Here is a 12,117-nt window from a genome sequence, read left to right as displayed (position 1 = left end):
CTTACTGTACCTGTGCGCCGGAGTCCTTGACGACCTTGCTCCAGCGCGTGATCTCGGCATCGATATGCGAACGCAGTGCATCCGGCGTGGAGCCCACGGGCTCATAGCCATTGGATGCCAGATTGGCCTTCAGTTCCGGTTCCTTCAGCACAGTCGCAATCTCGCGGCTGAGCCGGTCGACGACCGGCGCGGGCGTGCCGGCCGGCGCGAGCACGGCATACCAGCCCGTGATGTTGATGCCGGGCACGCCGACCTCTGCCAGCGTCGGCACGTCGGGGGCGATGGCGGCACGCTTGGTGCCGGTCACCGCCAGCGCACGCACCTTGCCGCTGCGTACATGCGGCAGCGTGGTCGAGATGCTGTCAAACGTCAGCTGGACCTCGCCCGACAGCATCGCTGTCACGACCTGCGCGCTGCCCTTGTACGGCACGTGCGTCATCTTGATGCCCGCGACCGAATCGAACAACTCGCCCGCGAGATGGCCCGTGTTGCCGTTGCCGGCCGATGCGAACGTGAGCTTGCCGGGCGACGCCTTGGCCTGGGCAATCAGCTCCGGCACCGTGTTGGCGCGCAGCGAACTGCTGCCCGCCAGGATCATCGGCAGGTTCGCCACCAGCGAGACCGGCGCGAAGTCCTTCCGCGTGTCATACGGCAGCTTCGGATACAGGCTCGCATTGATCGCATGCGCGGCCAGCACCATGATCAGCGTGTTGCCGTCGGGTTTGGCGCGCGCGAGCATCTGGGTGGCAATGGTGCCGCCGGCGCCAGGGCGGTAGTCCAGCACCACCGGCTGGCCCAGGCGCTCCTGCAGCTTCGCCGCCACGGGGCGCGCCAGCAGATCGGCGCTGCCGCCAGGCGGATAGGGGATCAGCAACTGGATCGGGCGGGAAGGCCAGGTCTCGGCCCTGGCCAGTCCAACATGGCCGAGCGTGGCGGCCGCGGCGAATGCCAGGCCAGATGCCAGCAGCCAGGCACGGCGCTGCTGAGCGGTGCGTGAAAGCGTGTTCATCGCTGTCTCCTTCAGTGTTCTTGTGCCGGCCGAAGGCCGGGGCGCCTCCGCGCGTGGAGCGTGGGGCACTTGTGTCGGAAACCTTAAATCGCGCGCGCGAGGAGGGGAATTCGGGAATGGCTAAGGGAGGGTTTGGCCGGGGTGTGGCCTCAGCAAAATCGTGGCGTTCAGGGAGATTTTGCGTTTTGGATGCCCGTGTAAGCTCGAATCTTTGCGATCAGGGAGATTTTTGTGCAGATACAAGTCAACGACGCCTCCGACATCGGCGCCCCTGTGAGGGCCCGCGCGCAAGGCGGGTGGTCTTCGCCAGGACGACACTGCGGGGGCGATAGGCGTCAGCGAGAACTTCATGGTTCGTGTCGAAAACGGCGCCGAGGGCATCCAGTGGGGCAAGCTGTTCCAAGTCTTGAGCGGGCTTGGCGTACGTGTCTTGGTAGATGTGCCTGAGGCAGCCACGCCGCTGGTTTCTATCGAACGCGACAAGCTGCAACAGCGGCGGGCGCGCGGCAAGCGACGTCAGACCTCGGCACAGATTGCATCGGAGCGGTCAGCAAAGGACGGGCATGATTGATCGCGAACAGCATCAATGGCGCACCGGTGGGCACGTTGCGCGACGAGCGGGACATCTGGTCATTCGAATATGCACCGGAACGGATCTGGGAACTGGCCTGCTTGCGTGTGATTCGTTTTACCGTCATTGCTGACATGGTGAAGATGATGTCGAGATGAAGGCTTTCGCCATCAGCCCAGCACCCTGTACTTCGATTGCACCAAACCTGACGGAAAGTGCCGGCTCGACTCGAGCGCCAGATCCACGTCGCGCGGCAAGGCGCCGAACAATGGCCTGCCGGTGCCGATCAGCACGGGCACTGTGGTGACGACAAGATCGGTGATCAATCCCTCGCGCAGAAATGACTGGACCACCTGGCCGCCATCGACATACACGCGATGCGCGCCTTCCGCAGCGAGTTCCGCCATTGCGTCCCTGGGGGCGCAATCAGAGAACCGCACCTTTCCCTGCAGCGGTTCCGGCACGGGTTTCCCGGCCAATTGGCGCGAGAGAACCAGCACGGGCCTGTCGTAGGCCCACGGGCCCATCGTGAGGACCTTTTCAAAGCTACCCCTTCCCATCACGATCATGTCCTTGTCGGCGATGAACTCGGCGTAGCCATGATCTTCGGCCGGATCGTCCCGCTCGAGCAACCAACCGATGTCGCCATCGGCGCGGGCAATATAGCCATCGAGGCTGGTAGCAATAAAGACGTGTCCTGAAACCATTTGTCTCCTCTCGTTGCGGTCGAATTCGAACTTCGCCGGTGCAGGCTCCGCTGCAATGGCCATGGGCTTCCCGCGTATGCGGGCCTTGCGGCGAGCGTTACTTCGCCTTGCCTGACCAGTTGCGGGCCGTTACGTGCGGGACCAGGTCATGCAGGCGTGACAGTACCACCCTGGCCGCACGAGACAGCGGGTGATGCTGCGTGACCCCCAGGCTGATGGCTCGTGGCAGTTGCGGCTTGACGATTTCCGCGGCCGCGAGGCGCCCGGCGCCAACTTCATCATCCACGGCCAGTTGCGGCAGTATGGTCAGGGCGTGCCCTGACAATGCAACCTCCTTCATCGCGTTCAGGGATTCGACCTCCAGCGCAACGTCCAGCGCTACGCCCTGTTGCCGTGCGTGCTGGTCCAGGATCAGGCGCAACCCGTTGGGCGCAGGCGGCAATACCAGTGGCACCCCGTCTAGCCGTCGGAAATCGACGGCAGGCCCTGCCGTGAGCGGATGACCCGGCGCGCTGACCAGATAATTCGCCACGGTGGCGAGTACATCCTCGTTCTGGCGCGGGCTTGGACCATAGCGGTTGATGACCGCAAGGTCGAGGTGGCCGGAATCGAGCTGTTCGTCGAGCTGGCCGCTGAAGCCTTCCGCGACACGCAGCCGGACCCCCGGCGCGGTATCGCGCAGGTCGGCGAACAGAGCGGGAATCAGGCGGCGCGTCATGGACGGCAGTACGCCGATCCGCACCATCCCGACCGGCACGCCCGCCGCGTTGCGCACTTCGTCGTGCAGGCGCGCCGACTGGGCCAGCAGCAGTTCGATCTCCGGAAAGATCCGCGTGCCGAATTCGGACAGGACTACGCCGCGTCCCGTGCGCTCGAACAGCCGGTCACCCCATTCCGCTTCGATCTGCGCGATGGCGCGGCTGACCAGCGACTGCGCCGTGCCCAGCGCGCGCGCCGCCCGCGACAGCGAGCCCAGTTCAGCCACCAGGGCCACGGTTTCCAGTTGCTTGAGGTTCACTTTGCCTGGTTGATGGTCATCTATCCATAAAGTGGATAGCTGGTATAGCAGAATATACACTTTTGCGCTAACTGAAGTCTCCATACACTGGGTGCATCCTTCGCTGCAGAGAAGGGTTGCTCAAACGATATGGAGACAACATGCGAAGTTTTTCGACGATAGGGCGCTCCATGCGCCAGTCGCTGCGCACCCTGCTGATGGCCGTTGCGCCGCTCATGCTTTGCGGTGTCGCCGGTGCTGCCACCGCCACCAGCTATCCCATCAAGCCGATCCGCCTGATCGTTCCGTTTCCGGCCGGCGGGCCCACGGATGCCATGGCTCGGTTGATCGGTCAGCACCTGTCGCAACAGCTCGGCCAGCCCGTGGTAGTGGATAACCGGGGCGGTGCCGGCGGCACGATTGCCACCGAGGCAGTCGCCGCCTCGGCGCCCGACGGCTATACGCTGTTGTTTTCCACCACGGGCACGATGGCGATCAATCCGTCGCTCTATCGCTCGCTGAAGGTTGATCCCGTCAAGGGGTTCGATGCCGTGGGCTCGGTGGCGTCAACGACCAACGTGCTGGTCGTGCCGAACAGCCTGCCGGTCAGCAACGTGAGGGAACTGGTGGCGCTGGCGAAGCAGAAGCCCGGTTCGCTGACGTTCGGATCGGCCGGCAACGGCAGCTCGAATCATCTGTCGGGCGAACTGTTCAAGTCGATGGCAGGCGTCGACATCGTCCACGTACCGTACAAGGGCTCGGCGGCGGCATTTACCGATCTGCTGGGCGGGCGCATCTCGATGATGTTCGACACCGTGTCGAGCCAGGTGCAGTACATCGGCTCGGGCAAGGTGAAAGCGCTTGGCGTGACCGGCCCCGCGCGCTCCGATGCGCTGCCGAAGGTGCCGACCATCGCGGAATCCGGGCTGCCGGGGTTTGACGTCACGATCTGGTTCGGCCTGTCGGCGCCGAAGGGCACTCCGCCCGATGCGGTGCAGCGGCTCAACGGCGAACTGCAGAAGGTGCTGGCCCAGGCCGACGTGCAGAAGCAGCTTTCCGCGCTGGGCGCCAGTCCGATGCCCGGCACGTCCGCCGATTTCGCCAGACTCATTCAGCACGATGCCGGCAAGTGGGCGCCTGTGGTGAAGGCTTCGGGAGCTACCCTTGACTGAGATCTTCCATGCGCTGTTCGCGCCGGCCTCGGTGGCCGTGATTGGCGCGTCGGACAATCCCAACAAGGTCGGCGGCCGCCCGATCCATTACATGCGCCACTTCGGCTATGCGGGCGAGGTGTTCCCCGTGAACCCGGGCCGCACGACGATCCAGGGATATCGCGCCTATCCGACACTCCATGACATCGGCAGAACGCCCGAAGCCGCGGTCATCGCGGTATCAGGCGACGCCACGCTGGAACAGGTGCGCTTGTGCGCCGATGCCGGCGTGAAGGCGGCCGTGATCATGGCGTCCGGGTTTGCGGAAACCGGCGAGGCCGGGCGGCGGCGCCAGCAGCAACTCGTGGACGCGGCAAATGCTGGTGGCATGCGGCTGGTGGGGCCGAACGCGCAGGGCACGGCCAACTTCGCCAGCGGCGCGGTGCTGAATTTCTCGACGATGTTCATGGAGGTGACGCCCCAGGACGGGCCGATCGCCATCATCAGCCAGAGCGGCGCGGCCAGCGTGATGCCGTATGCGTTGCTGCGCCAGGCCGGGTTGGGCGTGCGCTATCTGGTGGCCACCGGCAATGACGCCGATCTGGATGCCTGCGCGATGACCGCCGCCGTGGCCGCCGACCCGGAAATCCGGCTGATCCTGGTGTACCTCGAATCGATCACGGACCCGGCGGCGCTGGCGCGGGCCGCCGCGCTGGCCCGCAGCCGCGGGGCGAGCATCGTGGCCGTCAAGGCGGGGAGCAGCCAGCACGGCGCGCGCGCAGCGGCGTCGCATACGGGTGCGCTGGTGGGCAATGATGCAGCCATCGACGCTTTCCTGGCCCGCCATGGCATCTGGCGTGCGCGCGATATCGGCGAACTGGTGCGTGCCGTGCCGCTCTACCTGCAAGGCCGTGCGCCGGGACAGGGCCGCACTGTGGTGATGAGCCATAGCGGCGCCGTCGGGGTGATGTCCGCCGACCTGGCCGAACGCCATGGCCTGCCGCTCGCGGCGCTGCAGTCATCCACGCTCGACCGGCTCGGTGCGATCCTTCCCGAGTTCGGCACCGCGGGCAATCCGCTCGACATGACCGCTGCGCTGATGGGCAAGGGCGACATGTTCCCGCGCGTGCTCGACACACTGGGCGCAGACCCGCAGGCCGACATGCTTATGGTCGGCATACCGGTGGCCGGCCCTGGCTACGATGTCGAAGCGCTGGCGCGCGATGCCGCCGCGTTCAGCAGCCGGTTCGGCAAGCCGCTGGTGGCCAGCGCGCCGCAGCAGAACGTGCGCGATGCATTCGTGCGCCACGGCGTTCCGACGTTCGTGACCGAAGCGGATGCGGTCGCGGCGCTGGCCCAGTACGCCGGCCACGCGCGGCTGGCAGGAGTGGCGGCAGAGCCCGAAGTCGAGCCCCAAGCGGGGTGGCCGGCACTGCAACCGCTGGACGGTACCGGCTTGCAGGACGAAGCGCGCAGCCTGACGCTGCTGGGCGAGGCAGGCGTGCCCGTGGTGCCGTACCGCTGCTGCGCGAATGCCGATGAAGCTGTGGCGGCATTTGCCGCCCTCGGCGGCGGCGCGGTGGTGGTCAAGGGCTGCGCGGCGGAGGTGCCGCACAAGAGCGAGCATGGACTGGTGCATTTGCGGCTGGCCGATGCGCCGGCCGTGGCGCAGGCTGCGGAGGACTGCCTGGCCGCGCTGCGCAGCCTTGGTGTCGCGAGCCCTCGTGTGGTGGTGGCGGCGATGGTCAGGGGGCGCCATGAGTTCGCGCTGGGCGTATCGGTCGATTCCCTGTTCGGGCCGCTCGTGATGATTGGCGAGGGCGGCACGCTGCTGGAACTGCGCAAGGACGTCGTCACGCTGCTGGCGCCGTTCACCATGGCCGACGTGAAGGCAGCCTGTGCCCGGCTGAGGCTGGCGCCGCTGTTCAACGGCTACCGGGACATCCCTGTACTTGATCTCGATGCGCTTGCCGCGTCGGCCGTGGCGCTCGGCAACTGGGCGCTGCGCCATCGCGGCACGCTGAAGTCGGTGGACATCAATCCGCTGATGGTGATGGCCGCCGGCGACGGCGTGGTGGCCGTGGACGCCGTGGTGGAACTGCAAGGAGCCTGACATGGAACCCGTAATTGTGGAACGCGATGGCGACGTGGCCATCGTCACGCTGAATCGTCCCGCGCGCATGAACGCCGTCAACGATGCGCTGCGCGGCGGGCTGATTGATGCGCTGGCCCGGCTCAACGCCGATCCGGCCGTGCGCGCCCTGGTACTTGCAGGGGCCGGCGAGCGCGCCTTCTGTGCCGGACAGGATCTTGATGAAGCAGCTGCGGTGACGTGGCAGCAGATCGTGCCGTGGCTGAACCGTCAGCGGGCCATGTACCAATCCGTGCGCGATCTGGACAAGCCCTGCGTGGCAGCGGTGCGGGGCGTGGCCGCCGGTGCGGGATTCCAGCTTGCGCTGTGCGCGGACTGGCGCCTGACGACGGCGGACAGCCGCTGGGGCCAGCCGGAGGTCAAGGCCGGCCTGGCGAGCATCGTCGGCTCATACCTGATGACGCTGCACGTTGGGCATACCCACAACGTGCAGATGTCGCTGTCGGGCGAACTGGTATCAGGGCAGCGGGCCTACGAGATCGGGCTGGTAACCGCCTTGCATGGCGAGGCGGAACTGATGGGCGCCGCGCTGGCGCGTGCCCGGTCGCTGGCCGCCTTGCCGCCAACATCGGTCAGGCTGTCGAAACAACGGCTGCGGGCAATGACGCAGCCCGGGTTCGACGACGCATGCGTAGCGGGCATCCGCGCGCAGCTCGAATGCTATGCGGACGGCGAGCCGCAACGCGTGATGGCCGAATTTCTCGGCAAACGGAATGCAAGGAAGTCGCAATGATCCAGTGGAACGAGCATCTCATCAACGGCGCGCGACGAGCCGTGCGCGAAGGGCGCACCGTTCGCATTCACGATGCCGCCACCGAAGCACCGCTCGGTGACGTCCATCTCGGCAATGCCGGAGATGTCGATGAGGCCGTCGAGGCGGCACGGTTGGCGCTGCCGGGCTGGCAACAGATGGGGGTGGACGCACGCGCGGCGCTGCTGCGCGCGGTGGCGGACGCGCTGGAAAGCATGGGGCAGGACCTGGCGCACGGCATCTCGCGCGAAGTCGGCATGCCGCTGAAACTGTCGCAACGTATCCAGGTAGAGGCCCCGATTGCGGCGTGGCGCGCGACGGCCGCGCTGGCCGATACCTTCTCCTTCGTCAGCGAGGTGGGCAACTCGCGTGTCACGCAGGTGCCGGTGGGCGTGGTGGCGGCGATCACGCCGTGGAACTACCCGCTGCACCAGATCACAGGCAAGCTTGCACCGGCATTGCTGGCCGGTTGCACCGTGGTATTGAAGCCGTCGGAACTGGCGCCCGCCGCTTCGACCGGTCTGATGGCCGCCTGCGAACGGGCCGGCCTGCCGCCGGGGGTGCTCAACATCGTGCTGGGCGATGCCGAGGTGGGTCACGCGCTGGTCACGCACCCTGATGTCCACATGGTGTCGTTCACCGGTTCGACGGCCGTGGGCCGAAAGGTGGCGGCGCTGGCGGCTGGCGACATGAAGCGGTTGTCGATGGAGCTGGGCGGGAAGTCGGCAGCAATGGTGCTGCCCGGCGCGGACCTCGCACGCGCCGTCAAGGCCACTGTTGCCTCGTGCTTTCTCAACTCGGGACAGACATGCAGCGCTATCACGCGCCTGATCGTGCCGCGGGAAGACTATCCGGCCTGCCGCGCATTGCTGGCGGAGGCTGTGGCGGGCATGCCAATGGGCGATCCGTCCGACGCGTCCACGCGCATCGGCCCGTTGCTGTCGGCACTGCAGCGCGAACGCGTGCTGGCGCATATTGCCGAAGCCGAGCAGGGCGGTTTCGACCGCATTGCAGGGGGTCCCGATGCGCCGGTGCCGGCGCACGGCTACTTCGTTGCGCCCACCATCTACGGGAACGTGGCGCCGGACAGCCGGCTTGCCAACGAGGAGGTCTTCGGGCCGGTCCTGGCGGTGCTTTGCTATGAGTCCGTCGAGGGCGCCATAGCGCTGGCCAACGGCACACGCTATGGCCTGGCTGCTTCGGTCTGGGCGGTCGACGAAGCCAGTGGCGAGGCCGTGGCCAATGCGCTGCGCGCCGGGCAGGTCGATATCAACGGCGCACGATTCAATGCGGCGGCGCCGTTCGGCGGCTTCGGCATGTCCGGCGTTGGCCGCGAAGGCGGTGTCTATGGGCTCGAAGAGTTCCTGGAACCGCGCGCCATCCAGTTTCCCCGCTAAGTCAAACTTCAGGATATCCAGCATGTATCAGCAGATTTCAGTGACCCGCTCGGGCCGGAACGAGCACGTCGCCATCGTGACCATGAACCGGCCGGACAAACTCAATGCGCTGACCAAGGTCATGGAGGCCGAACTGCGCGAAGCCATGGAGGCCGCGGACCGCGACGACACCATCCGCGTCGTGGTGCTGACCGGTGCCGGCAAGGGCTTCTGTGCCGGCATGGACATCAACGAACTTGAGGTCCTGCCCCCTGGCGACATCCGTGCTGCCCAGTGGATGCGGCCGTACGACATGAACCGCCGCGCCGACTACCAGACCCGCTACGGCTACTTTCCGGCGATGCGCAAGCCAGTGATTGCTGCTATCAACGGCGCGGCTGCCGGCCTTGGAATGGTGTTCGCGCTATACAGCGATATGCGCTTCGCCAGCGACAAGGCGGCCTTCAGCACCGCCTTTGCACGGCGCGGCCTGATTGCCGAGCATGGGATCTCCTGGCTGCTGCCGCGTGTGGTGGGGCCGGGGCATGCGGCAGACCTGCTGTACTCCGCGCGCAAGGTACCGGCGGATGAAGCCTTGCGCATGGGGCTGGTGGATCGCGTGTGCGAGGCCGATGACCTGATGGCGCATACGCTGGCCTATGCCGACGACCTGGCCGAAAACGTCTCTCCGCGTTCCATCGGCGTGATGAAGCGCCAGCTCTGGGCGCAGCCGTTCCAGACGCTGGCAGAAGCCACCCAGATGGCCAATGCGGAAATGTTCGACAGCATCCAGAGCGAGGACTTTACCGAAGGCGTGGCGCATTTCATCGAACGCCGTCCGGCTCGGTTCAGCGGGAGATGATGGCTGGGGAAGCGACGGGGCTTTTCGGTCTTGCTGTCAAGCCTGCGCCGACGCCATCATCAAGGTCTTGGGCTCCAGGTACGCACTGATGCCCCATTTCCCCATCTCGCGTCCAAGTCCGGAATGCTTGAAGCCACCAAACGGCGCGCGCGGCTCATGGGCGAGCGTGTTGACGAGCACGCGACCCGCGTCGATCTGCCGGGCGATGCGTTCGCAGCGCTCGATGTCCTTGCCGAGCACCATCGCGCTCAGGCCGTAGGTAGTGTCATTGGCGATGGCAACAGCGTCGGCATCGTCGGTGTAAGGGATGATGGTGAGTACAGGCCCGAAGATCTCCTCGCGCGCAATGCGCATCTGGTTGCTCGCGTTCGTGAAGAGGGTGGGCTTGACGAACCAGCCCTTGTGAAAGCCGTCGGGTCGTCCTGCGCCGCCGGCCAGCAACGCTGCGCCTTCTTCCATGCCGATGCGGATGTAGTTCTGCACCCGTTCCCATTGCCTGGCGCTCACCATCGGGCCGATGTCGGTGTCGGCGTTGCGCGGATCGCCGGATTTGACGTGCGAAACCGCTCCCCTTGCGATCTGCTCGAACTCCGCAAGCCGATGGCGCGGCACCAGAATGCGGGTGCCGGCAATGCAGGCCTGGCCGCTGTTGAGGAAGCCCGCCTGGAGCACGAGCGGCATGATGTCGGCGAAGTCAGCGTCATCGAGCACCACCGTGGGCGACTTGCCGCCCAGCTCCAGCGTGACACGCTTCATGGTGGCAGCCCCCGCGCTCGCCAGCCGCTTGCCGACGGCGGAAGAGCCGGTGAACGAGATCTTGGCGATGCCGGGGTTGCGCACGATCTCTTCGCCAACCACGTCGCCGCGGCCATTGACGATGTTGAACACGCCTGGCGGCAGGCCGGCCTCGTGCAGCGCCTCGGCCACGATCTGCGTCTGCATTGCGCTCATCTCGCTGGGCTTGATGACGGCTGTGCATCCAGCGGCAAGCGCCGTTGCCAGCTTGTTGCAGATAAACCCGGCGTTGCTGTTCCAAGGCGTGATCAGGCCCGCGACGCCAACAGGCGTCATCACGACACGTGCGGCGCCAGCGCGCTCCTCGAACTCAAACGATTCCAGCGCGTCGATGGCTTGCGCAACGGTCTGGGCCGGATACTCCGCCATCCAGCGCGAGCGTACGGACGGCGCACCATATTCGGTCACGATGGCCTCCAGCAGTTCCTCCTCGCGCGCAGCGACGGCCCGGTGTATGCGCCGCAGCGCTGCAATGCGTTCCTCGCGCGTGGTGCGTGACCAGGCGGGGAATGCTGCCTGCGCCGCAGCGATAGCGCGTTGCGCGTCCTTCTCGTCGCCAAGTCGAACCTGGCCAATGATCTCTTCCGTGCTCGGGTTGTGCAGATCGAACCATTCCCGGCCGAGCGGCGTCACGAACTCGCCATTTATGTACATATGATCAATGCGTTGCATATCGTTTCCTTTGGTATGACTGCCAGGTGCGGGAGGTGGGGTGGAACTCCACATTGCGTCCGCGTGCATAGAAGTCTAGGAATACGTTATTGTTTTGATAAGCCGTCCTATGGCAGATGACGTATCCCGAAAATCAGGACAATCTATGCACCGCACAGGAATGACCGAGCTGGAAGTGGTACTGGCCGTCGCGCGCCGCAGCAGTTTTCGTGGCGCGGCGCTGGAGCTTGGCATGTCGGCCACGGCGGTGAGCAGCGCCGTGGCCGGCCTGGAGGCGCGGTTGAAAGTGCGCCTGTTCAACCGCTCGACGCGCAGCGTGGCCATGACCGATGCGGGTCGGCGCTACGTGGAGCGCATAGCGCCGGCGCTTGCCGAAATCCAACGGGCCAACGAAGAGGCGGCAATGGAGTCCGCTGCGCCCAGCGGCACCTTGCGCATCAACGCACCGCAGGGGGTAGCGCTCTTGCTGCTGGAGCCGCTTTTCCATCAGTACGCGCAGCGCTATCCGCAGGTATTCATCGACATCGTGAGCGAGTCGCGTCTGATCGATGTCGTCGCGGAAGGCTTCGATGCAGGCATCCGTCTTGCCGAATCCGTGCCGCAGGACATGATCGCCGTGCCGCTTTCCCGCGACCTCCGCATGCTCGTCGTGGCAACGCCCGACTACCTGAAGCGCAACGGTACGCCCAGGCATCCGCGCGATCTGCTCAAGCACCAGAGCATCGGCATGCGCATGTCCCACGGCGGCATCTATCAATGGGAATTGAAGCACAAGAGCGAGAAGCTGCAGATGGAACTGCCCGTGCGCATGGCCCTCAGCGAGATGCCGGCCATCAAGCAGGCGGTGCTGCTCGGACTCGGCATCGGCTTCATCTCGGAGTGGTTCATTGACGAAGAACTGAAGTCCGGCGCCCTGGTCCCCGTGCTCGTTCCCTGGTGCCAGCCGTTTGGCGGCCTCAGGCTTTACTACTCCGGCCACAGGTTCGTGACAGCGCGGCTACGCGCTTTGGTCGAACTGATCCATGAGCTAGGTCTTGGCAAAGGTCGCCTGGCAGGAAATCAAGCGGGATAGTG

11 protein-coding genes and 1 pseudogene are annotated in these 12,117 nt (G+C 65.8%); 8 read left to right on the top strand and 4 right to left on the bottom strand.

The window, feature by feature from the left end; genetic code table 11:
- Position 1: 1 nt before the first annotated feature.
- A complete protein-coding gene (locus tag K2O51_RS22325) occupies positions 2-1,009 on the bottom strand; it encodes a tripartite tricarboxylate transporter substrate binding protein (protein WP_011298075.1) in 1,008 nt (335 codons plus the stop codon).
- Between the two features lie 231 nt (positions 1,010-1,240).
- Here K2O51_RS22325 and K2O51_RS22320 point away from each other — a divergent pair.
- A pseudogene (locus K2O51_RS22320) lies at positions 1,241-1,580 on the top strand (helix-turn-helix domain-containing protein).
- The gene (locus K2O51_RS22315; protein WP_166487001.1) at positions 1,577-1,738 is read left to right on the top strand and encodes a hypothetical protein; all 162 of its coding nucleotides are present in this window, start codon (positions 1,577-1,579) and stop codon (positions 1,736-1,738) included. Before K2O51_RS22320 ends, K2O51_RS22315 begins: the two are co-directional and overlap by 4 nt.
- Before the next feature lie 12 nt (positions 1,739-1,750).
- On the opposite strand, the gene K2O51_RS22310 is transcribed toward K2O51_RS22315, so the two are convergent.
- Positions 1,751-2,287, bottom strand: coding sequence for a dihydrofolate reductase family protein (locus K2O51_RS22310; protein WP_041679972.1), 537 nt, complete (start codon positions 2,285-2,287; stop codon positions 1,751-1,753).
- A 97-nt stretch (positions 2,288-2,384) separates the two neighbouring features.
- Positions 2,385-3,305: a LysR family transcriptional regulator gene (locus K2O51_RS22305; protein ID WP_041679628.1), complete on the bottom strand. Its 921-nt coding sequence runs from the start codon at positions 3,303-3,305 to the stop codon at positions 2,385-2,387.
- A 140-nt stretch (positions 3,306-3,445) separates the two neighbouring features.
- Between K2O51_RS22305 and K2O51_RS22300 the strand changes: the two genes are divergently transcribed.
- From K2O51_RS22300 to K2O51_RS22280, 5 genes are read left to right on the top strand one after another with little or no spacing between them, the layout of a single operon-like run.
- Complete coding sequence (locus tag K2O51_RS22300) at positions 3,446-4,456, top strand: Bug family tripartite tricarboxylate transporter substrate binding protein (protein ID WP_011298071.1); 1,011 nt, start codon at positions 3,446-3,448, stop codon at positions 4,454-4,456.
- Complete coding sequence (locus tag K2O51_RS22295; RefSeq protein ID WP_011298070.1) at positions 4,449-6,548, top strand: acetate--CoA ligase family protein; 2,100 nt, start codon at positions 4,449-4,451, stop codon at positions 6,546-6,548. The genes K2O51_RS22300 and K2O51_RS22295 overlap by 8 nt, the downstream gene beginning before the upstream one ends.
- A gap of 1 nt (position 6,549) precedes the next feature.
- Positions 6,550-7,320 carry an enoyl-CoA hydratase/isomerase family protein gene (locus K2O51_RS22290; protein ID WP_220630731.1) on the top strand — a complete coding sequence of 257 codons (771 nt, stop codon included), beginning with the start codon at positions 6,550-6,552 and terminating at the stop codon, positions 7,318-7,320.
- The gene (locus K2O51_RS22285; RefSeq protein ID WP_140952510.1) at positions 7,317-8,735 is read left to right on the top strand and encodes an aldehyde dehydrogenase family protein; all 1,419 of its coding nucleotides are present in this window, start codon (positions 7,317-7,319) and stop codon (positions 8,733-8,735) included. The genes K2O51_RS22290 and K2O51_RS22285 overlap by 4 nt, the downstream gene beginning before the upstream one ends.
- Before the next feature lie 22 nt (positions 8,736-8,757).
- Positions 8,758-9,576 (top strand): enoyl-CoA hydratase, encoded by an 819-nt coding sequence (locus K2O51_RS22280; protein ID WP_011298067.1) that lies wholly within the window; start codon positions 8,758-8,760, stop codon positions 9,574-9,576.
- A 36-nt stretch (positions 9,577-9,612) separates the two neighbouring features.
- Here K2O51_RS22280 and K2O51_RS22275 read toward each other — a convergent pair whose 3' ends face one another.
- Positions 9,613-11,043 (bottom strand): aldehyde dehydrogenase family protein, encoded by a 1,431-nt coding sequence (locus K2O51_RS22275; protein WP_220630730.1) that lies wholly within the window; start codon positions 11,041-11,043, stop codon positions 9,613-9,615.
- Between the two features lie 145 nt (positions 11,044-11,188).
- Between K2O51_RS22275 and K2O51_RS22270 the strand changes: the two genes are divergently transcribed.
- The gene (locus tag K2O51_RS22270; RefSeq protein ID WP_011298065.1) at positions 11,189-12,115 is read left to right on the top strand and encodes a LysR family transcriptional regulator; all 927 of its coding nucleotides are present in this window, start codon (positions 11,189-11,191) and stop codon (positions 12,113-12,115) included.
- Positions 12,116-12,117 lie beyond the last annotated feature (2 nt).

Origin of the sequence: Cupriavidus pinatubonensis, from assembly GCF_019602855.1 — a bacterium.
GTDB lineage: Bacteria > Pseudomonadota > Gammaproteobacteria > Burkholderiales > Burkholderiaceae > Cupriavidus > Cupriavidus pinatubonensis.
This window is presented reverse-complemented; position numbering and strand designations above follow the sequence as displayed.